At 60.9% G+C, this 20,743-nt stretch carries 23 protein-coding genes; 15 read left to right on the top strand and 8 right to left on the bottom strand.

Going from position 1 to position 20,743, the window contains the following annotated elements:
- Nucleotides 1–29 precede the first annotated feature (29 nt).
- The 5 genes from KZH41_RS25490 to KZH41_RS25470 all read right to left on the bottom strand — a co-directional run bounded on the left by KZH41_RS25490 (nucleotide 30) and on the right by KZH41_RS25470 (nucleotide 4,264).
- The gene (locus KZH41_RS25490) at nucleotides 30–1,052 is read right to left on the bottom strand and encodes an SIS domain-containing protein (RefSeq protein WP_094951933.1); all 1,023 of its coding nucleotides are present in this window, start codon (nucleotides 1,050–1,052) and stop codon (nucleotides 30–32) included.
- Nucleotides 1,033–2,139, bottom strand: coding sequence for an N-acetylglucosamine-6-phosphate deacetylase (gene nagA / locus KZH41_RS25485; RefSeq protein ID WP_263273930.1), 1,107 nt, complete (start codon nucleotides 2,137–2,139; stop codon nucleotides 1,033–1,035). The genes KZH41_RS25490 and nagA overlap by 20 nt, the downstream gene beginning before the upstream one ends.
- A 10-nt stretch (nucleotides 2,140–2,149) precedes the next feature.
- On the bottom strand, nucleotides 2,150–2,908 hold the full coding sequence (locus KZH41_RS25480; RefSeq protein ID WP_094951935.1) for a GntR family transcriptional regulator: 759 nt from the start codon (nucleotides 2,906–2,908) through the stop codon (nucleotides 2,150–2,152).
- 263 nt (nucleotides 2,909–3,171) lie between these two features.
- Nucleotides 3,172–3,675: a L,D-transpeptidase family protein gene (locus KZH41_RS25475; protein ID WP_094951936.1), complete on the bottom strand. Its 504-nt coding sequence runs from the start codon at nucleotides 3,673–3,675 to the stop codon at nucleotides 3,172–3,174.
- Nucleotides 3,676–3,715: 40 nt separating this feature from the next.
- The gene (locus KZH41_RS25470) at nucleotides 3,716–4,264 is read right to left on the bottom strand and encodes an NUDIX hydrolase (RefSeq protein ID WP_094951937.1); all 549 of its coding nucleotides are present in this window, start codon (nucleotides 4,262–4,264) and stop codon (nucleotides 3,716–3,718) included.
- Nucleotides 4,265–4,409: 145 nt separating this feature from the next.
- Between KZH41_RS25470 and KZH41_RS25465 the strand changes: the two genes are divergently transcribed.
- The 5 genes from KZH41_RS25465 (at nucleotide 4,410) to purT (ending at nucleotide 7,667) form a co-directional block, all read left to right on the top strand.
- The gene (locus KZH41_RS25465) at nucleotides 4,410–5,012 is read left to right on the top strand and encodes a CoA pyrophosphatase (protein ID WP_094951938.1); all 603 of its coding nucleotides are present in this window, start codon (nucleotides 4,410–4,412) and stop codon (nucleotides 5,010–5,012) included.
- A 36-nt stretch (nucleotides 5,013–5,048) separates the two neighbouring features.
- Nucleotides 5,049–5,573, top strand: a complete 525-nt coding sequence (locus KZH41_RS25460; RefSeq protein WP_071485746.1) for a gamma carbonic anhydrase family protein — start codon at nucleotides 5,049–5,051, stop codon at nucleotides 5,571–5,573.
- Nucleotides 5,570–5,785 (top strand): DUF1289 domain-containing protein, encoded by a 216-nt coding sequence (locus tag KZH41_RS25455; RefSeq protein ID WP_263273929.1) that lies wholly within the window; start codon nucleotides 5,570–5,572, stop codon nucleotides 5,783–5,785. The genes KZH41_RS25460 and KZH41_RS25455 overlap by 4 nt, the downstream gene beginning before the upstream one ends.
- A 163-nt stretch (nucleotides 5,786–5,948) precedes the next feature.
- On the top strand, nucleotides 5,949–6,416 hold the full coding sequence (locus KZH41_RS25450) for a VUT family protein (protein WP_056858699.1): 468 nt from the start codon (nucleotides 5,949–5,951) through the stop codon (nucleotides 6,414–6,416).
- Nucleotides 6,417–6,485: 69 nt separating this feature from the next.
- Nucleotides 6,486–7,667 (top strand): formate-dependent phosphoribosylglycinamide formyltransferase, encoded by a 1,182-nt coding sequence (purT, locus tag KZH41_RS25445; protein WP_094951941.1) that lies wholly within the window; start codon nucleotides 6,486–6,488, stop codon nucleotides 7,665–7,667.
- A 121-nt stretch (nucleotides 7,668–7,788) separates the two neighbouring features.
- On the opposite strand, the gene KZH41_RS25440 is transcribed toward purT, so the two are convergent.
- The 3 genes from KZH41_RS25440 to KZH41_RS25430 form a co-directional block, all read right to left on the bottom strand.
- Nucleotides 7,789–9,099: an MFS transporter gene (locus KZH41_RS25440; RefSeq protein ID WP_094951942.1), complete on the bottom strand. Its 1,311-nt coding sequence runs from the start codon at nucleotides 9,097–9,099 to the stop codon at nucleotides 7,789–7,791.
- Nucleotides 9,100–9,469: 370 nt separating this feature from the next.
- A complete protein-coding gene (locus tag KZH41_RS25435) occupies nucleotides 9,470–10,708 on the bottom strand; it encodes a transporter associated domain-containing protein (RefSeq protein ID WP_263273928.1) in 1,239 nt (412 codons plus the stop codon).
- A gap of 12 nt (nucleotides 10,709–10,720) precedes the next feature.
- Nucleotides 10,721–11,533, bottom strand: a complete 813-nt coding sequence (locus KZH41_RS25430; protein ID WP_406979764.1) for an inner membrane protein YpjD — start codon at nucleotides 11,531–11,533, stop codon at nucleotides 10,721–10,723.
- 234 nt (nucleotides 11,534–11,767) lie between these two features.
- Between KZH41_RS25430 and ffh the strand changes: the two genes are divergently transcribed.
- The 10 genes from ffh (at nucleotide 11,768) to thrC (ending at nucleotide 20,685) form a co-directional block, all read left to right on the top strand.
- On the top strand, nucleotides 11,768–13,144 hold the full coding sequence (ffh, locus tag KZH41_RS25425) for a signal recognition particle protein (RefSeq protein ID WP_010207982.1): 1,377 nt from the start codon (nucleotides 11,768–11,770) through the stop codon (nucleotides 13,142–13,144).
- 250 nt (nucleotides 13,145–13,394) lie between these two features.
- Nucleotides 13,395–13,646, top strand: a complete 252-nt coding sequence (gene rpsP / locus KZH41_RS25420) for a 30S ribosomal protein S16 (protein ID WP_003238923.1) — start codon at nucleotides 13,395–13,397, stop codon at nucleotides 13,644–13,646.
- Between the two features lie 5 nt (nucleotides 13,647–13,651).
- Nucleotides 13,652–14,188, top strand: a complete 537-nt coding sequence (gene rimM, locus KZH41_RS25415) for a ribosome maturation factor RimM (protein WP_003175898.1) — start codon at nucleotides 13,652–13,654, stop codon at nucleotides 14,186–14,188.
- The gene (trmD, locus tag KZH41_RS25410) at nucleotides 14,170–14,943 is read left to right on the top strand and encodes a tRNA (guanosine(37)-N1)-methyltransferase TrmD (RefSeq protein WP_016977714.1); all 774 of its coding nucleotides are present in this window, start codon (nucleotides 14,170–14,172) and stop codon (nucleotides 14,941–14,943) included. The genes rimM and trmD overlap by 19 nt, the downstream gene beginning before the upstream one ends.
- 45 nt (nucleotides 14,944–14,988) lie before the next feature.
- Nucleotides 14,989–15,339, top strand: a complete 351-nt coding sequence (gene rplS / locus KZH41_RS25405) for a 50S ribosomal protein L19 (protein WP_003175895.1) — start codon at nucleotides 14,989–14,991, stop codon at nucleotides 15,337–15,339.
- A gap of 81 nt (nucleotides 15,340–15,420) precedes the next feature.
- A complete protein-coding gene (locus KZH41_RS25400) occupies nucleotides 15,421–15,834 on the top strand; it encodes an acyl-CoA thioesterase (RefSeq protein ID WP_094951946.1) in 414 nt (137 codons plus the stop codon).
- Between the two features lie 124 nt (nucleotides 15,835–15,958).
- Complete coding sequence (xerD, locus tag KZH41_RS25395; RefSeq protein ID WP_242152352.1) at nucleotides 15,959–16,855, top strand: site-specific tyrosine recombinase XerD; 897 nt, start codon at nucleotides 15,959–15,961, stop codon at nucleotides 16,853–16,855.
- A 152-nt stretch (nucleotides 16,856–17,007) separates the two neighbouring features.
- On the top strand, nucleotides 17,008–17,745 hold the full coding sequence (locus tag KZH41_RS25390) for a thioredoxin fold domain-containing protein (protein WP_094951948.1): 738 nt from the start codon (nucleotides 17,008–17,010) through the stop codon (nucleotides 17,743–17,745).
- A gap of 122 nt (nucleotides 17,746–17,867) precedes the next feature.
- Nucleotides 17,868–19,172, top strand: coding sequence for a homoserine dehydrogenase (locus tag KZH41_RS25385; protein WP_094951949.1), 1,305 nt, complete (start codon nucleotides 17,868–17,870; stop codon nucleotides 19,170–19,172).
- A 103-nt stretch (nucleotides 19,173–19,275) separates the two neighbouring features.
- A complete protein-coding gene (gene thrC, locus KZH41_RS25380) occupies nucleotides 19,276–20,685 on the top strand; it encodes a threonine synthase (RefSeq protein WP_263273926.1) in 1,410 nt (469 codons plus the stop codon).
- The last annotated feature ends 58 nt before the right edge of the window (nucleotides 20,686–20,743 follow it).

Raw genomic sequence — 20,743 nt, 5'->3', positions numbered from 1 at the left:
GGGCACGGTACTCATCAGGAAAACGCGACTCAGTGAGTGCGGGTAACTTTGCTCAGGTGGCGCGGCTGGTCCGGGTCCATGCCCCGGGCTTGAGCCAGGCCAGCGGCCATTACGTAAAAGCTTTGAATCGCCAGGATTGGGTCCAGGCTTGGGTGTTCGGCGCGGCTCAGGGTCAGGTCGCGTTCGGCGATATCGTCCGGCGCAGCCAGCAGCACGCGGGCGCCGCGTTGGCGCATGTCGGCGGCCAGGCTCAACAGGCCGGGCTGTTCGGCACCGCGTGGGGCGAATATCAGCAGCGGGTAGTTCTCGTCGATCAGGGCCATCGGCCCGTGGCGCACTTCGGCGCTGCTGAAGGCTTCGGCCTGGATCGCCGAGGTTTCCTTGAGCTTGAGCGCAGCTTCCTGGGCGATGGCAAAACCGGCGCCACGGCCGATCACCATCAATTGCTGGCAACCGCGCAAGGCCTCGATGGCGCTGCTCCAATCCTGTTTGGCCGCTGCCCGCAATTCATCGGGCAGGGCGCGGCAGGCTTGCAGCAAGTCGGCTTCCTGGTTCCAGTGGCCGATCAACTGCGCGCTGGCGCTGAGGGTGGCGATAAAGCTTTTGGTCGCGGCCACGCTGAGTTCCGGCCCGGCGCACAGTGGCAGGTGGAATTCGCAGGCGGCTTCCAGCGGTGACTCTTCGGCGTTGACCAGCGAAATGCTCAGGGCACCGCGTTTGCGCAACAGGCGCAGGCTGTTGACCAGGTCCGGGCTTTGCCCCGACTGCGAGAAACCAAACGCCACCTGCCCACTGACCTTCAACGGTGCTTGCAACAAGGTCACCACCGACATCGGCAACGACGCCACCGGGATGCCCACGTGCTGCATGGCCAGGTAGGCGAAGTAGCTGGCGGCATGGTCCGAGCTGCCACGGGCGATGGTCATCGCCACTTGCGGTGGCTGACGGCGCAGGCGTCCGGCGATCTCTTCGAGCATCGGGTCCAGGCGTTGCAGTTGCGCCGCGACGGCATCACAAGAGGCCAGGGCCTCTTCAAGCATTTTTGAAGTCAATGGTTTCTCCTTCGACCATTACGTCGGTGAGGTGCAGGGAGCGGTCCATGCGCACGCAGTCGGCAAAGCTGCCGGGTTGCAGGCGCCCGCGTTCTTCCAGGCCCAGGTAGTCCGCAGGAAATTGCGACAGGCGTTGTGAGGCTTCGCTGATGGGCAGGCCGATTTTCACCAGGTTGCGCAGCGCCTGATCCATGGTCAGGGTGCTGCCGGCCAAGGTGCCGTCAGCCAGGCGCACGCCGCCCAGGCATTTGGTCACGGTGTGGCTGCCCAGCTTGTATTCGCCGTCGGGCATGCCGGCGGCGGCGGTGGAATCGGTGACGCAGTACAGGCACGGGATCGAACGCAGGGCCACGCGCATGGCGCCGGGGTGTACGTGCAGCAGATCGGGGATCAACTCTGCGTACTTGGCGTGGGCCAAGGCGGCGCCGACGATGCCCGGCTCGCGGTGATGCAGCGGGCTCATGGCGTTATACAAATGCGTGAAGCTGGTGGCGCCGGCGGCGAGGGCGGCGACGCCTTCTTCATAGCTGCCTAGGGTGTGGCCGATCTGCATGCGCACGCCGCGTTGGCTGAGGGCGCGGATCAGGCCGTCATGCCCGGCGATTTCCGGGGCGATGGTGATCACCCGGATCGGCGCCAATTGCAGGTAGGCTTCCACTTCGGCCATCAGCGCGGTGTGGGCGAAGTTGGGTTGGGCGCCGAGTTTGCCTGGGTTGATGTAAGGGCCTTCCAGGTGTACGCCGAGTACGCGAGCGCTGCCGGTTGGGCGCTGTTCACAGAAAATGCCGAGCTCACCGAGCACGCGGGTGATTTCGTCCACCGGTGCGGTCATGGTGGTAGCCAGCAGTGACGTCGTACCAAAACGCACGTGGGTGCGAGTGATGGTCTCGAAGGCTGCCACGCCTTCCATGATGTCTTTGCCGCCACCGCCGTGTACGTGCAGGTCGATGAAACCTGGCAGCAGGTAGGGCAGCTCGTTGTCAGCCGGGTCGCACGGCTTGCCGTCGATGGCGACCACCTTGCCGTGTTCGTGCACCAGGCGGCCGCGAATCCAGCCGCTGGGCGTGAGGATATTGTCTTCGGACATGGGCAGTTCTCTAAATTCGCAGTTCGGCGCAATAGTCGTGGCGGCGCAGCTCTGCGACGAAGTCGTAGTAGTCGTTGCGGCAGTAGGTGTCGGTGATTTCAATCGGGGTGTTGTCGGCGGTGTAGCCGACCCGCGTCATCAGCAGCATGGCGGTGCCGGGGGCAATGCCCACCAGCTTGGCGAACTCATCCGAGGCGTTGATCGCCTGGATATGCTGCAGGGCACGCACGATAGGCTTGCCGATGCTTTCCAGGTATTCGTACAGCGAATTGCCGATGGCTTGCGGGTGCGGCAGCACCGAGGCGGGCATGGCGGTCATTTCAATTGCCATCACCGTGTCATCGGCCTTACGCAGACGTTTGAGGCGCGCGACTTTGTCGGTAGGCGACAGGCACAGGCGGATCAGCTCTTCGTGGGTCGGCGGGGTGATGTCGCGCTCCAGCCATTGGGACGTGGGCACAAACCCCTTGAGCCGCAGCATTTCACTGAAGCCCGACAGGCGTGACAGCGGTTGTTCCAGGCGCGGTGTGATAAAGGTGCCGGAGCCTTGGCTGCGGCGAATCAGCCCTTGGGCAAACAACACTTCCAGCGCTTTACGCGCGGTCACCCGCGAGATGCTCAGTTGCTCGCTGAGGGCACGTTCCGAGGGCAAGGCCTGCTCGGATTTCCACTGGCCGGCATGGATCGCCGCTTCAAGGTTGCGGGCCAGTTGCAGGTACAGCGGCGTGGATTGTTTGTCGTCGGGGCGCAGCGTCTGGATGGGGTTCATCTGTGAAGTTTCCGATGCGGTTATTGGAGTGTTGTCGCCCGGTAATGGCCGGAAATTAATACCACTTAAATACCATGTCAATGCTGCCAAAACGGTGCGGAACCCGGTTTTAGGGCGCTTTATTTGTGCCTGGTATCAAGTGGTATTAGAGAGGTCTGTATCGCGCGCAGAACTACGCAGCCCGGCGCGGTGAACTGGTATTCACCGGCAGGCGCTGCCAAAGGCAGGAATTATTTTCAGATTATTTTACCAACGGTAGGTGTTTACGGCCGAATCTCGATCAGGGTGCCGTCTTTGACCAAGTTCCAGACTTCGCGCATGTCCACGTTGCGCATGCCGATACAGCCGTCGGTCCAGTCCAGGGTGTGGAACCACTGCTCCGGGTATTCCTCGGTGTCGGGGGTGCCGTGGATCATGATCATGCTGCCCGGTTTCACGCCTTCACGGCGCGCGCGCGCGGAGTCGCTGATATTCGGGTAGGAGATGTGCATGGCGAGGTTGAAGCGGTCGCTGGTTTTGCGCCAGTCGATCCAATACAAGCCTTCCGGCGTGCGGCGGTCGCCTTCGAACAGCTTGGTGCCCTTGGGGTTTTTGCCGAGCGAGATGCGATAGGTCTTCAGCGGCTTACCGTCGTTGATCAACTGCAACTGGTGGGCCGACTTGAGCACCAGGACTTTCTCGACAGGTTTGCCGCCCAGGGTTTCCACCGTGGAGGCCGAAGACAGGGTAGCGAACGACAGGCAGATAAAAGCGAGCAACCAACGCATTAAAACGGTTTCCCTTGTTAGACGGTGCTGCCTGGAATTGTTATGTGGCCGGCCGCGTCATCGGCGGCACCGACTCGCTGCGTACCGGGAACAGCTGTTGTTTACGGTCGGCGAAGAAGCATTCTAAGGTACGCCCGACCGTGCGGAAAGCCAGCTCTGACCAAGGGATGTCGGCTTCATCGAACAGCTTCACTTCAAGGCTTTCGGGGCCGGCGGCGAAGTCCAGGTCGACCAGTTCGGCGCGGTAGAAGATATGCACCTGGCTGATGTGCGGCACGTCGATCAGGGTGTAGAGGCTCAGGTTGCGCACGTGGGCGCAGGCTTCTTCCAAGGTTTCGCGCATAGCGGCCTGTTCCACGGTTTCGCCGTTTTCCATAAAGCCTGCGGGCAGGGTCCAGTAACCCAGGCGCGGCTCGATGGCACGGCGGCACAGCAGCACTTTATCGCCCCAGACCGGCACGGTGCCGGCGACGATATTGGGGTTCTGATAGTGGATGGTTGAGCAGTGATCACACACATAGCGCAGGCGTGCGTCGCCTTCGGGAATGCGCTGGGTAACCGGTTTGCCGCACTGGCTGCAGAAGTTCATGCTGGGGTTCCTGGAGAGTGGGCCTATCTTGGCTTGGCGGGCAGGGCCCTGCAAGTTGTCGTTTCGCGACATGCGCAGGGTTTGGGGTTGGGTGCCTGCCAGCTTTGGTGCATGATGCAAGGTAGCCAACAGACCGAGATGACTCATGCTGGACGAGCTACTTCGCCGGGTAAGCAACCACACCCCTCATCGGCTTGAAACTGACGGGCGTTTCCCCGAGGCCGCCGTGTTGGTGCCAATCACCCGCAGCGACGAACCTGAGCTGATCCTGACCCTGCGCGCCAGCGGCCTGTCGACCCACGGCGGCGAAGTGGCGTTCCCGGGCGGGCGGCGTGACCCCGAAGACCCGGACCTGATCTTTACCGCGCTACGTGAGGCCGAAGAAGAAATCGGCCTGCCGCCCGGCCTGGTGGAAGTCATCGGCCCGTTGAGCCCACTGATCTCCTTGCACGGCATTCGTGTAACGCCCTATGTCGGTGTTATCCCCGATTACGTCGAATACCTGGCCAATGACGCCGAAATCGCCGCCGTGTTCAGCGTGCCCCTGGAGTTTTTCCGCCAGGACCCGCGCGAACATACCCACCGCATCGATTACCAGGGCCGCAGTTGGTATGTGCCCAGCTATCGGTTTGGCGAATACAAGATCTGGGGGCTGACGGCGATCATGATTGTCGAGCTGATCAACCTGCTCTATGACGACGCCAAGATCAGCCTGCACCAGCCACCCAAGAGCTTCATCAATACGTAAGCCATCGTTTGAATGGCACCGCCGTGAGGACACACCATGAAATACCGCCTGGGCGACGCCCGCGTCGAGACTCATCCGCACAGCTGGGTGGCGCCGAATGCCACGCTGGTCGGCAAGGTCAAGCTTGAAGAGGGCGCCAACGTGTGGTTCAACGCGGTATTGCGTGGCGACAACGAGCTGATCCTGATCGGCAAGAACAGCAACGTGCAGGACGGCAGCGTGATGCACACCGACATGGGCTACCCGCTGACCCTGGGCACCGGCGTGACCATCGGCCACAACGCGATGCTGCACGGTTGCACCGTCGACGACTACAGCCTGATCGGCATCAACGCGGTGATCCTCAACGGTGCCAAGATCGGCAAGCATTGCATCATCGGCGCCAACTCGCTGATCGGCGAAGGCAAGGAAATTCCCGACGGTTCGCTGGTAATGGGCTCGCCGGGCAAGGTGGTGCGTGAGCTGACCGAGGCGCAAAAACGCATGCTCGAAGCCAGCGCCGCGCACTATGTGCATAACGCGCAGCGCTATGCGCGCGATTTGGTTGAGCAGGAAGAATGAACCCGATTGAACGCCCCGTCGCCTCGCCGTGCGTGAACATTTGCGCGCTGGACGATGACGACGTTTGCACCGGTTGCCAGCGTACGGTGGATGAGATCACGCGGTGGAGCCGCATGGACAATGCCGAGCGCCGGGTGGTGCTGGGGTTGTGCCATGAGCGGGCGAAAGTAAGTGGGTTGGTGTGGATGATGCCGGGGAAATCGGGCGCCTGAACCACCGCTATCGCAGGCAAGCCAGCTCCCACAGGTGGCCGCGTTGAACCTGTAGGAATGCGGCCAAAATGTGGGAGCTGGCTTGCCTGCGATGAGGCCCGGCGAGACGACATATTTCCAAATGTGAAGTAACCTGTGCCGATTGCTCACAGGTCCATCCGCCATGCTCTTCCTGATCGCCTACATCAGCAGCGTCGTGCTGATCAACTTCGCCTTTTCCACCGCCCCGCACCTGGATGTCATCTGGTCGGCTTGGGGTGGCCTGGTGTTTATCCTGCGGGACATGGTGCAAACCCGCTTCGGCCATGGCGCAATCATCGCCATGCTGGCGGCGCTGGTGCTGTCGTATATCACCTCTGACCCGTCCATCGCCCTGGCCAGCGCCACGGCGTTTGCGGTGTCCGAGTGCATTGACTGGCTGGTCTTCAGCATTACCAAGCGCCCGTTGCACGATCGCCTGTGGATAAGTTCGGCGCTGAGCATTCCCCTCGATACCTTCATTTTCTTCGGCCTGATCGGTGCCCTGACACCGGCGGTCGCGGGCACTGCATTGGTGTCGAAATTCGCCGGGGTCACGGTGGTGTGGCTGATCATGGCCTGGCGTATGCGCAAACGCGCCGTCGCCAACTGAGGCCAATTCTTACAGTTCATGTAAAATGCCGGCCTTTCTCCCCATGATCCGCTCCCCTGAGGACCTGAGATGACCCGAATCGGAACTCCACTGTCGCCAACCGCGACCCGCGTTTTGCTGTGTGGCTGCGGTGAGCTGGGCAAGGAAGTGGTAATCGAACTGCAACGCCTGGGCGTTGAAGTGATTGCCGTGGATCGCTACGCCAACGCCCCGGCCATGCAGGTCGCGCACCGTAGCCATGTGATCAATATGCTCGACGGCGCCGCCCTGCGTGCCGTGATCGAAGCCGAGAAACCGCACTTCATCGTGCCGGAAATCGAAGCCATCGCCACCGCTACGCTGGTGGAGCTGGAGGCCGAAGGCTTCACCGTGATCCCGACCGCGCGCGCCACCTCGCTGACCATGAACCGTGAAGGCATCCGTCGCCTGGCCGCTGAAGAGCTGGACCTGCCGACCTCGCCGTACCACTTCGCTGACACCTTCGAAGACTACAGCAAGGCCGTGCAAGACCTGGGCTTCCCGTGTGTGGTCAAGCCGGTGATGAGCTCCTCGGGCAAGGGCCAGAGCCTGCTGCGCAGCGCTGATGACGTGCGCAAAGCCTGGGATTACGCCCAGGAAGGCGGCCGTGCTGGTAAAGGCCGGGTGATCATCGAAGGCTTTATCGACTTCGACTACGAAATCACCCTGCTGACCGTACGCCACATCGGTGGCACCACCTTCTGCGCGCCGGTCGGCCACCGTCAGGAGAAGGGCGACTACCAGGAATCCTGGCAGCCGCAAGCCATGAGCCCGATTGCCCTGGCGGAATCCGAGCGGGTTGCCAAAGCCGTGACCGAGGCCCTGGGTGGCCGTGGCCTGTTTGGCGTGGAATTGTTCATCAAGGGCGATCAGGTGTGGTTCAGCGAAGTGTCGCCGCGCCCGCATGACACCGGTTTGGTGACGTTGATTTCTCAGGATCTGTCGCAGTTCGCGCTGCACGCTCGCGCCATCCTGGGCCTACCGATTCCGTTGATCCGTCAGTTCGGGCCTTCGGCTTCGGCGGTGATTCTGGTGGAAGGGCAGTCGACCCAGACCGCCTTTGCCAACCTCGGCGCGGCCTTGAGCGAGCCGGACACGGCGTTGCGTCTGTTTGGTAAGCCAGAAGTTAATGGTCAGCGTCGGATGGGTGTGGCGTTGGCGCGGGATGAGTCGATTGAGGCGGCTCGGGCTAAGGCGACTCGTGCTTCGAAGGCTGTTGTTGTAGAGCTGTAACCCCACGCAGATCGTTCCCACGCTCTGCGTGGGAATGCAGCCCCGGATGCTCTGCGTCCCAAGGCGTGACGCGGAGCGTCACAAGAGGCGTTCCCACGCCGAGCGTGGGAACGATCTGCGCTCAGGCGACCTTGTTCAAATCGTTATCCCGCGTCTCTTTCAGGCACAGCACAGCAATCAAGCTGAGTAACGCTGCCGCCGACACATACCCGCCGACATAACTCAGCCCGCCCATCGCCACCAGCTTGGTCGCGAAGAACGGTGCGGCCGACGCCCCGACGATCCCACCCAGGTTATACGCCGCCGAAGCACCGGTATAACGCACGCGCGTGGGGAACAGCTCCGGCAGCATCGCGCCCATTGGGGCGAAGGTCACGCCCATCAGGAACAGCTCCAGCGCCAGGAACAACGCCACCGCCCAAGTCGAACCGTGGGTGAGCAGCGGCTCCATGGTAAAGCCCGACAGAATGGCCAGGACCGCGCCGACGATCAGCACCGGCTTGCGCCCGTAACGGTCACTGGCCAAGGCCGCCAGCGGTGTAGCCAAGCCCATGAACAGCACCGCAAAGCACAGCAAACCGAGGAACGTCTCGCGGCTGTAGCCCAGCGTCGACACGCCATAACTCAGGGAGAACGCGGTGGTGATGTAGAACAGCGCATAACACACCACCATCGACGCGGCGCCCAGCAGCACCGGTAGCCAATGCTGGCTGAACAACTCCACCAACGGCACTTTCACCGGGGCTTCTTTGGCCACGGCGTTGGCGAATACCGGGGTTTCATGCAGTTTAAGGCGTGCATACAGGCCGACCATCACCAGTGCGGCGCTGAGGATGAACGGAATACGCCAGCCCCAACTGCGGAACTGTTCGTCGTTCAGGCTCATGGCCAAGATCAGGAACAGCCCGTTGGCCGCCAGAAAGCCAATCGAGGGCCCCAGTTGTGGGAACATGCCGAACCAGCCGCGCTTGCCCTTCGGCGCGTTTTCGGTGGCCAGCAACGCCGCGCCGCCCCATTCCCCGCCAAGCCCCAGGCCCTGGCCGAAACGCAGCACACACAAGAGGATCGGTGCCCAGGCGCCGATGCTGTCATAGCCCGGCAGCAGGCCAATCAGGGTGGTACACACGCCCATCAGCAGCAACGATGCCACCAAGGTGGATTTACGCCCGATACGGTCACCGAAGTGGCCGAACAGCGCCGAGCCCAGCGGGCGGGCGATGAAGGCGATGCCGAAGGTCAGGAACGACGCCAGCATCTGTGCGGTGCCGGAGGTTTGCGGGAAGAATACCGGGCCGATCACCAGCGCCGCAGCGGTGGCATAGATATAGAAATCGTAGAACTCGATGGCGGTGCCGACGATGCTCGCCGTGGCGACCCGTGCGGTCGAGTTGAGCGGGGCGGCGGTCGCGGCCTCGTTATAGGTGGTGCTCATGGAGGTATCCCTGACGGTCATTGCGCGTTTGGACGCGGATTATTATTGGTCGAACACCCATGGATCAGGGGCGTAGGCGGAGCGGCTCGGGATGGGAGCAAACACCGGTAAGACATGGTAACGCAGTGCCTGGACGCGCTGAGTGCGGGTAGCACGCGGTCGGGCGGGGCTTGGGTAAGCCGTGCCGATTATAGGAAGGGGGTTGCGGATCCAACAAGGGGTGCTGGCACGCAGATAAGCTAAATGTGGGAGCTGGCTTGCCTGTGATACAGGCGCCTCGGTGCATCAGGAGTACCGAGGTGATGCCATCGCAGGCAAGCCAGCTCCCACACAAGCCTGCTCCCACATTGGAGTGTGCTGTGCCAGAACGTTATGCGGCGACCGGCACGCGGCTGGTGTGCCAGATCAGCACCTTGCTCACGCGGTTGTCCTCGGTCTCAAGGATTTCCAGGCGATAGCGGCCGATTTTCAGGCACACCGCGCAGTCAGGAATGGTCTCCAGCGCCTCGGTGACCAAGCCATTGAGGGTCTTGGGGCCGTCGCTGGGCAGGTGCCAGCCCAGGCTCTTGTTCAGTTCGCGGATCGAAGCGGCGCCGTCGATGATGTAGCGGCCATCCGGCTGCGCTTCGATATGGGGGTTGTCCGCCGCCTGATCGCTTTCGAATTCACCGACGATCTCTTCGAGGATGTCTTCCAGGGTGACAATACCGAGCACTTCGCCGTATTCGTCCACCACCATGCCCAGGCGCCGCTGCTGCTTGTGAAAGTTCAGCAATTGCAGTTGCAGGGGCGTGCTTTCGGGGACGAAGTAGGGCTCGTGGCAGGCGGCGAGCAGGGCTTCTTTGGTCAGGCTGGCGTCGGGCAGCAGGTGCTGGATCTGCCGCGTATTAAGCACCGCTTCGACTTGGTTGATATCGCTGTGGAACACCGGCAGGCGGGTGCGCTGGGAGGTGCGCAGTTGCTCGATGATCTCTTCGATCGAGTCATCCAGGTTGATGCCGTCCACTTCGCTGCGCGGCACCAGAATGTCGTTGACCGTGATGTTGTCGAGGGCATGGATGCCGGGCATACCGGGCGTGCGATTGTCGTCGGCCTCGGACTCCGGTTCGTCGTCATGGTCAGGCAACGGCTCGTCGCTCTTTTTCACCACGCCGGATTTGCGCGCGAACGGGCGCAGCAGCAACAGGCTGATGCCATTGAGCAGCCAGGCCACGGGGTAGAGCACTTTCAGCGGCACGCCCAGCAGGGTGTTGCCAAAGCCCAGCACGGCTTGCGGGTGGCGAACCGCGAGGGCGCGGGGCAGGTAGTCGGCGAGCACCAGCAAGATTGCGCAGGAGATCAGCCAGCCGAGCCACGGGCCGTTCAAAGCCCAGGCGTAGATCGCCAGCAGCGTGCAGAGAATTACCACGGCGGCGCGACACAGGCTGTTGCACAGAATCAGGCTGTGACGCGGGAAGTTCAGGCGGGCGGCGGCCTTGTCGCCCTGGCGTGTACCGGGGCGCAGGGCCAGCAAGTGTTGTTGCGCGGCTTCGATGGCGGTAAACAGCGCCGCCCATAACACCAGCAAGGCGATTACGGCGAGCATCGGCCCAAGGGGCAAGTTGTCCATGATCGCTGCCCGTCAGATATGCAGGATGTATTCGCGAACCAGCTTGCTGCCGAAATAGGCCAGCATCAGCAGGCAGAAACCGGCCAGGGTCCAGCGGATCGCCTTGTGCCCACGCCAGCCGAGGCGGTTACGCCCCCACAGCAACACGCTGAACACCACCCAGGCCAGGCACGCCAGCAGGGTTTTGTGCACCAAGTGTTGGGCGAAGAGGTTTTCGACGAACAGCCAGCCGGAAATCAGCGACAGCGACAGCAGGGTCCAGCCGGCCCACAGGAAACCGAACAGCAGGCTTTCCATGGTTTGCAGCGGCGGGAAGTTCTTGATCAGCCCGGACGGGTGCTTGTTTTTAAGCTGGTGGTCCTGCAGCAGCAGGAGCAACGCCTGGAACACCGCGATGGTGAACATGCCGTAGGCCAGGATCGACAACAGGATGTGGGCGAGGATGCCCGGCTCCTCGTCGATCACCTGCACGGTGCCGGTCGGGGTGAATTGCGCCAGCAGCACCGTCAGCATTCCCAGCGGGAATAGCAGCACCAGCAGGTTTTCCACCGGAATGCGGTAGCAGGCCAGCAGGGTTAGCGCGATCACGGCAGCAGCGATCAGGCTGGCGGCGCTGAAAAAGTCCAGGCCCAGGCCAACCGGCGTCATTAGGTGGGTGAACAGGCTGGCGGCGTGGGCCAGCAGGGCCACGACGCCAAGGCTCACCAGCAGGCGTTTGTCCGCCTTGGTGCCTTGGGCCAGGCGAGTGCCCTGATAGAGAGTCGCAGCGGCATACAAGAGTGCGGCGGCGAGGCTGGGTAGCAAACTGGGTGACAAGGGGACCATAAATCCTGATAGACAAGCCCGAAAGGCGCTGAGTTTGGCACACACCAACGCTGCACGAAAGACTCCCGGGCCAGACAGCGGGTGTGCACAGGCGCAGTCTTCGCTATAATCCGCGACCTGCCCACGCCGCAGGCTCGCCGAGCGCTGTTTTTAATAGCGATTTACCACAGCCTGGGCTGCCATTACCTCGGTCTACCAATGCATTTCGATGAATAGGGCCTGAAAGGATCGCGCATGTTTGAAAACCTGACTGACCGTCTCTCGCAGACGCTGCGCCACGTAACCGGCAAGGCCAAGCTGACCGAGGACAATATTAAAGACACCCTGCGTGAAGTACGCATGGCGTTGCTGGAAGCCGACGTGGCCTTGCCGGTGGTGAAGGACTTCGTCAACTCGGTCAAGGAGCGTGCGGTCGGCACCGAAGTGTCCCGCAGCCTGACCCCGGGCCAGGCCTTTGTGAAGATCGTGCAGGCCGAACTCGAAAGCCTGATGGGCGCGGCCAACGAAGATTTGAACCTCAGCGCCGTGCCACCGGCCGTCGTGCTGATGGCTGGTTTGCAAGGTGCGGGTAAGACCACCACCGCCGGCAAGCTGGCGCGCTTCCTTAAAGAGCGCAAGAAGAAATCCGTGATGGTGGTGTCGGCCGACGTGTACCGTCCGGCGGCCATCAAGCAGTTGGAAATGCTCGCGGGCGAAGTGGGTGTGACCTTCTTCCCGTCCGACCTGAGCCAGAAGCCGGTCGACATTGCCAACGCGGCCATTAAAGAAGCCAAGCTGAAATTCATCGACGTGGTCATCGTCGATACCGCCGGTCGCCTGCACATCGACGAAGAGATGATGGGCGAGATCAAGGCGCTGCATGCGGCGATCAACCCGGTCGAGACGCTGTTCGTGGTCGACGCCATGACCGGCCAGGATGCGGCCAACACCGCTAAGGCCTTCGGCGACGCACTGCCGCTGACCGGCGTGATCCTGACCAAGGTTGACGGCGACGCCCGTGGCGGCGCCGCGCTGTCGGTACGCGCCATCACCGGCAAGCCGATCAAGTTTATTGGTATGGGCGAGAAGAGCGACGCGCTCGAGCCGTTCCACCCTGAGCGGATCGCCTCGCGTATCCTCGGCATGGGCGACGTGCTCAGCCTGATCGAGCAGGCCGAAGCCACGCTCGACAAAGACAAGGCCGACAAGCTGGCCAAGAAGCTGAAGAAGGGCAAGGGCTTCGACCTCGAAGACTTCCGTGACCAGCTGCAACAAATGAAGAACATGGGCGGCCTCGGCGGCCTGATGGACAAGCTGCCGAACATCGGCGGTGTGAACCTGGCGCAAATGGGCAATGCCCAGGGCGCGGCAGAGAAGCAGTTCAAGCAGATGGAAGCCATCATCAATTCCATGACCCCGGCCGAGCGCCGCGACCCTGAGCTGATCAGCGGTTCGCGCAAACGTCGGATCGCCATGGGCTCCGGCACCCAGGTGCAGGACATCGGTCGCTTGATCAAGCAGCACAAGCAGATGCAGAAGATGATGAAGAAATTCTCCGCGAAAGGCGGAATGGCCAAGATGATGCGCGGCATGGGCGGTATGTTGCCCGGCGGCGGCATGCCGAAAATGTAAAGTATTCGAGCGCAAGCACGCTTGCGCTCCGACCCACAAGGAAGTGGGATCTCCAGCAAACCCGCCATTGGCGGGAGCTGACTCGCCGTTTTAACCGACGGCTCTATAGCAGATCTGAGTGGCACGCTGATAGGCGCCAGAAAAAGACATTTGCAAAAGTCCGGATATTCCTTAGAATATGCGGCCTTTCGGGCACCTATGCCCGCTGTGCATTTAGATTTGCAGCACCGACTACAGGAACGATGTTCACATGCTAACAATCCGTCTTGCCCTTGGCGGCTCCAAAAAGCGCCCGTTTTACCACTTGACCGTAACTGACAGCCGCAACCCACGTGACGGCTCTCACAAGGAACAAGTTGGCTTCTTCAACCCGATCGCTCGTGGTCAAGAAGTTCGTCTGTCCGTGAACCAAGAGCGCGTAGCCTACTGGCTGAGCGTTGGTGCACAACCGTCTGAGCGTGTTGCTAAGTTGTTGAAGGACTCGGCTAAGGCCGCAGCCTGAGCAATATGAACGCGACGCCAGCTGTTGCTGATGATTTGATCGTTATCGGCAAGATTTACTCTGTTCATGGCGTTCGCGGCGAAGTGAAGGTGTATTCCTTTACTGATCCGACTGAAAACCTGTTGCAGTACAAAACCTGGACGCTCAAGCGCGAAGGTAGTGTGAAACAGGTCGAGCTGGTCAGTGGACGCGGGAGCGATAAGTTCCTGGTCGCAAAGCTCAAGGGTCTTGATGATCGTGAAGAAGCGCGTCTTCTGGCCGGTTATGAGATCTGCGTGCCGCGCAACCTGTTCCCTGAATTGACCGACGGCGAGTACTACTGGTACCAGCTGGAAGGTCTGAAGGTTATTGATCAACTCGGGCAATTGCTCGGGAAAATCGATCATCTTCTGGAAACCGGCGCCAATGATGTAATGGTGGTCAAGCCTTGCGCTGGCAGCCTGGATGATCGCGAACGCTTGTTGCCGTATACCGAGCAATGCGTGTTGGCCGTCGACCTGGCAGCGGGCGAGATGAAGGTGGAATGGGACGCGGACTTCTAAGCGTGGCTAATTTGCGCATTGAAGTGATCAGTTTGTTTCCCGAGATGTTCTCCGCCATCAGCGAGTACGGCATCACCAGTCGGGCGGTGAAACAGGGGCTGTTGCAGCTCACCTGTTGGAACCCGCGAGACTACACGACAGATCGACATCACACTGTGGATGACCGCCCATTTGGCGGTGGCCCGGGCATGGTGATGAAGATCAAGCCCCTGGAAGACGCGTTGGTTCAGGCCAAGGCTGCCGCCGGGGAGAAGGCGAAGGTAATTTACCTGTCCCCTCAAGGCCGTCAGCTGAAACAGGCTGGGGTCCGCGAACTGGCGAATGAGGAAGCACTGATCCTGATTGCCGGTCGCTATGAAGGCATTGACGAGCGGTTTATTGAAGCTCATGTCGATGAAGAGTGGTCGATTGGGGACTATGTCCTGTCTGGCGGCGAGCTGCCGGCGATGGTCCTGATAGATGCGGTTACACGACTGCTGCCTGGAGCTTTAGGGCATGCGGACTCCGCGGAGGAAGATTCCTTCACGGATGGTTTGCTGGATTGCCCGCACTACACCCGACCGGAGGTGTATGCGGATCAGCGTGTTCCCGACGTATTGCTAAGTGGCAATCACGCACACATCCGGCGTTGGCGTTTACAGCAGTCCCTTGGTCGGACCTATGAACGACGCGCCGATCTTCTGGAAAGCCGCTCGCTTTCTGGAGAAGAGAAGAAGCTGCTCGAGGAATACATCCTCGCGCGGGACGATAGTTAACAACGTATCGATGGTAGGTCCGACGACTTACCTTAGGAGCACAGCATGACTAACAAAATCATCCTTGCACTCGAAGCAGAGCAGATGACCAAAGAGATCCCTACCTTTGCCCCGGGCGACACTATTGTCGTTCAGGTGAAAGTGAAGGAAGGCGACCGTTCGCGTCTGCAAGCGTTCGAAGGCGTGGTAATCGCCAAGCGTAACCGTGGTGTGAACAGTGCTTTCACTGTTCGTAAAATCTCCAACGGTGTTGGCGTAGAGCGTACTTTCCAGACCTACAGCCCGCAAATCGACAGCATGGCCGTTAAGCGTCGCGGTGACGTACGTAAAGCCAAGCTGTACTACCTGCGTGACCTGTCCGGTAAAGCAGCTCGCATCAAGGAAAAACTGGCTTAAGTCCAGCTTCCCGATGCAGAAAAAAGCAGCCTACGGGCTGCTTTTTTGTGCCTGAAATTTGTCCATTGCCGGTATTTGCCCATGACCACCCGCCTCGAAGAAATCCAGCGTCGCACCGACCTGTCCGTGACCCACGTGACCAAGGCCGTGTTTCCGCCGACCACCAACCACCACAACACGCTGTTCGGCGGCACTGCGTTAGCCTGGATGGACGAAGTGTCGTTCATCACCGCTACGCGGTTTTGCCGTTTGCCGCTGGTGACGGTCTCCACCGATCGTATCGACTTTAACCATGCGATCCCGGCCGGCTCCATCGTTGAGTTGATTGGCCGTGTGATCAAGGTGGGCAATACCAGCCTCAAGGTCGAAGTCGAAGTGTTTGTTGAAAGCATGAGTGCTGATGGCCGCGAAAAAGCCATCCAAGGCGTGTTTAGCTTTGTCGCGATCGATGCCGACAAGCGGCCGGTGCCGGTGTTGCCTGGGTTTGTGGGCTGATCCGAGACCGAGTCGCAGCCATCGCAGGCACGCCAGCGCCCACAAGGAAATGCATTTTCAGTGTGGGCGCTGGCGTGCCTGCGATAGGATCTACCAGCCACCACCTTCATTCGCCTGAGCCCCTATGCCTGCCATTGACCACCCTTTGATCGACCGCTTCCTCGACGCCCTCTGGCTGGAAAAAGGCCTGTCGGACAACACCCGTCAGGCCTATCGCAGCGACCTGGCGCTGTTCAATGGCTGGTTGCAGGAAAAAAACCTCGAACTGATCAATGCCGGTCGTGAGCTGATCCTCGATCACCTGGCCTGGCGCTTGGAACAGAGCTACAAACCGCGCTCCACGGCGCGCTTTCTCTCCGGCGTGCGTGGCTTTTATCGCTACCTGCTGCGGGAAAAACTCATCGCCGTCGACCCAACTCTGCAAATCGACATGCCGCAGCTGGGTCGGCCATTGCCCAAATCCCTGTCGGAAGCCGACGTCGACGCCTTGCTCTCCGCCCCCGACCTGAGCGAAGCCATCGGCCAGCGCGACCGCGCCATGCTCGAAGTGCTCTACGCCTGCGGCCTGCGTGTGACCGAGCTGATCAGCCTGACCCTGGAGCAAGTCAACCTGCGCCAGGGCGTGCTCCGGGTGATGGGCAAGGGCAGCAAGGAGCGCTTGGTACCCATGGGCGAGGAGGCGATTGTGTGGGTCGAGCGCTACATGCGTGATGCCCGCGGTGAGTTGCTCGGTGGACGGCCCAGCGATGTGCTGTTCCCCAGCCTGCGCGGCGAGCAGATGACCCGCCAGACCTTCTGGCACCGTATCAAGCACCAGGCCAAGGTGGCTGGGATCGGCAAGGCGCTTTCGCCGCACACATTGCGCCACGCGTTTGCCACCCATTTGCTCAACCACGGTGCGGACTTGCGCGTCGTGCAAATGCTGCTGGGTCACAGTGACTTATCCACAACCCAGATCTACACCCACGTGGCACGCGCACGCTTGCAGGATATGCACGCCAAGCACCACCCACGCGGATAAAATAATGTCGGAAAAGGCCCTATTTACCCACCGCAGTCTGCCCTGCGGCCCAACTGTGGTAGGCTTTGCCGGTTAGCAAAGGGGACGGCCTCAGCCCGTATTTCCAGATCGGTGTTCCACACCCGTCCCTGTATCTGCCTTCAGGAGTTCCCATGCGCTTGACCCAGATTATTGCCGCCGCAGCGATTGCGTTGGTTTCCACCTTTGTTGTCGCCGATGACGCCGCCGAGCAAACGATTCGCAAGAGCTTGGCCAACCTGGCGCTCGACACGCCAATCGAAAGCATCAGTGCCAGCCCGATGGCGGGCCTGTATGAGGTCAAGCTCAAGGGCAGCCGCGTACTGTACGCCAGCGCCGATGGCCAATACATCGTCCAGGGCTACCTGTTCCAGCTGAAAGACGGCAAGCCGGTCAACCTGACCGAGAAAGCCGAGCGCCTGGGCGTGTCCAAGCTGATCAATGGTATTCCGGTGGCTGAAACCGTGGTTTATCCGGCCATCGGCGAGACCAAGACCCACATCACCGTGTTCACCGACACCACCTGCCCGTACTGCCACAAGCTGCACGCCGAAGTGCCTGCGCTGAACAAGCTGGGTGTGGAAGTGCGTTACGTAGCGTTCCCGCGCCAGGGCCTGGGCTCGCCGGGTGACGAACAGTTGCAGGCAGTCTGGTGCTCGGCCGATAAGAAAGCCGCCTTGGACAAAATGGTCGATGGCAAGGAAATCAAGGCGGCCAAATGCGCCAACCCGGTTTCCAAGCAGTTTGCCTTGGGCCAGTCCATTGGTGTGAACGGAACACCGGCCATCGTGTTGGCTGACGGCCAAGTGATTCCGGGCTACCAGCCGGCGCCACAAGTTGCCAAACTGGCACTGGGTGCGAGTAAGCAGTAATCGTCGAGCCTTTGACGATCTTGCCCCGTCGAACAGTCGGCGGGGCATTAATTGAGAGCCGCAGTTGTGCGGCTGTTTTTCACGGCCGGCCTTGAGTCGGCCGTTTCATGGGGAGTTCTTCAGTGAAACCGGTCAAAGTAGGCATCTGTGGGTTAGGGACCGTCGGTGGCGGCACCTTCAACGTACTTCAGCGTAATGCTGAAGAAATTTCCCGCCGTGCAGGGCGTGGGATTGAAGTGGCGCAAATTGCCACGCGTACGCCAAAGCCTCAGTTCCAAACGACCGGTATTGCGATTACCAACGATGTCTTCGCCGTGGCCACCAACCCTGAAATCGATATCGTCATCGAACTGGTCGGCGGCTACACCGTGGCCCGTGATCTGGTGCTGCTGGCCATCGAGAACGGCAAGCACGTGGTTACCGCCAATAAGGCGCTGATCGCCGTGCACGGCAACGAGATCTTCGCCAAGGCGCGCGAGAAGGGCGTGATCGTTGCGTTCGAAGCCGCCGTGGCCGGTGGCATCCCGGTGATCAAGGCGATCCGTGAAGGCCTGTCGGCCAACCGTATCAACTGGGTAGCCGGCATCATCAACGGCACCGGTAACTTCATCCTCACTGAAATGCGCGAGAAGGGCCGTACCTTCGAAGACGTGCTGGCCGAAGCCCAGGCCCTGGGTTACGCCGAGGCCGACCCGACCTTCGACGTGGAAGGCATCGACGCTGCGCACAAGCTGACCATCCTGGCATCCATCGCCTTTGGTATCCCGCTGCAGTTCGACAAGGCCTACACCGAAGGCATCACCAAACTGACCACTGCCGACGTGAACTACGCCGAGGCCCTGGGCTACCGCATCAAGCACCTGGGCGTGGCGCGCAGCACTGCGGCCGGTATCGAGTTGCGTGTGCACCCGACGCTGATCCCGGCCGACCGCCTGATCGCCAACGTCAACGGCGTGATGAACGCGGTGATGGTCAACGGTGACGCTGCCGGTTCTACATTGTTCTACGGCGCCGGCGCCGGCATGGAGCCAACCGCTTCCTCGGTGATCGCCGACCTGGTGGACGTGGTTCGCGCCATGACCAGCGACCCGGAAAACCGCGTGCCGCACCTGGCTTTCCAGCCGGATTCGCTGTCGGCTCACCCGATCCTGCCGATCGAGGCCTGCGAAAGCGCCTACTACCTGCGCATCCAGGCCCAAGATCATCCGGGCGTGTTGGCTCAGGTCGCAAGCATCCTCTCGGAGCGCGGTATCAACATCGAGTCGATCATGCAGAAGGAAGTCGAGGAGCAAAACGGCCAGGTGCCGATGATCCTGCTGACCCACCGCGTGCTCGAGCAGCACATGAACGATGCCATCCGGGCGCTCGAATCTCTTCAGGGCGTGGTTGGGCCGGTCGTTCGTATTCGCGTCGAACATCTAAATTAATTCAGCTGCAAGCGCCAAGCTGCAAGCTGCAAGTAAAAGCAGAGCTGCTTTAACTTGAAGCTTGTCACTTGAAGCTTGAAGCCCAAACCGAAGGTTTGCCCCTATGCGTTACATCAGCACCCGCGGCCAGGCACCGGCCCTGAATTTCGAAGACGTTTTGCTCGCCGGCCTTGCCACTGACGGCGGCCTGTACGTGCCGGAAAACCTGCCACGTTTTACTCAGGAAGAAATCGCTTCGTGGGCTGGCCTGCCATACCACGAGCTGGCGTTCCGGGTGATGCGCCCGTTCGTCACCGGCAGCATTCCGGATGCGGATTTCAAGAAGATTCTGGAAGAGACATACGGCGTGTTTTCCCACAGCGCCATTGCCCCGTTGCGCCAACTGAACGGCGACGAGTGGGTGCTTGAGCTGTTCCACGGGCCAACCCTGGCGTTCAAGGACTTCGCCCTGCAACTGCTCGGTCGCCTGCTCGATTACGTGCTTGAAAAGCGCGGCGAGCGCGTGGTGATCATCGGCGCTACCTCAGGTGATACCGGCTCGGCGGCCATCGAAGGCTGCAAGCATTGCGAAAACGTCGACATCTTTATCCTGCACCCGCACAAGCGCGTGTCGGAAGTGCAGCGTCGCCAGATGACCACCATTTTTGGCGAGAACATCCACAACATCGCCATCGAAGGCAACTTCGATGACTGCCAGGAAATGGTCAAGAACAGTTTCGCTGACCAGAGCTTCCTCAAAGGCACGCGCCTGGTCGCCGTAAACTCGATCAACTGGGCGCGGATCATGGCCCAGATCGTTTACTACTTCCACGCAGCCCTGCAGTTGGGCGGCCCGGCACGTTCGGTGTCGTTCTCGGTGCCGACCGGCAACTTCGGCGACATCTTTGCCGGCTACCTGGCGCGCAACATGGGCCTGCCGATCAACCAGTTGATCGTCGCCACCAACCGCAACGACATCCTGCACCGCTTCATGAGCGGCAACCAGTACGTCAAGGAAACCCTGCACGCCACGCTGTCGCCGTCCATGGACATCATGGTGTCGTCGAACTTCGAACGCCTGCTGTTCGACATGCACGGTCGCAACGGCGCCGCGCTGGCCGAGCTGATGAGCAGCTTCAAGAGCGGTGGCGGCTTCAGCGTCGAGCAAGAGCGCTGGACCGAAACCCGCAAACTGTTCGACTCCTTGGCTGTGGACGATGCACAGACCTGTGAAACCATTGCTGAGGTCTTTGCGCAGACCGGCGAACTGCTGGACCCGCACACCGCTATCGGCGTGAAGGCCGCACGCGAATGCCGACGCAGCCTGGACATCCCGATGGTGATCCTCGGTACGGCTCACCCGGTCAAATTCCCGGAAGCGGTAGAGAAGGCGGGTGTAGGCAAAGCGTTGGAATTGCCGGAGCACTTGGCAGACCTGTTCGAACGCGAAGAGCGCTGTACGGTGTTGGCCAATGACTTGAAGGCCGTGCAGGCGTTTGTCAGCCAGCATGGCAACCGCGGCAAGCCACTCTGACCCAGCGGTTTTGCGTGGTGGACCAAGCCCGTCTTCGTGACGGGCTTTTTCATTCTGG

This window comes from Pseudomonas sp. YeP6b, from assembly GCF_025642995.1.
Classification (GTDB): Bacteria; Pseudomonadota; Gammaproteobacteria; order Pseudomonadales; family Pseudomonadaceae; genus Aquipseudomonas.
Note: the sequence above shows the minus strand (reverse complement) of the source record. Positions and strands in the feature narration are given on the sequence as shown.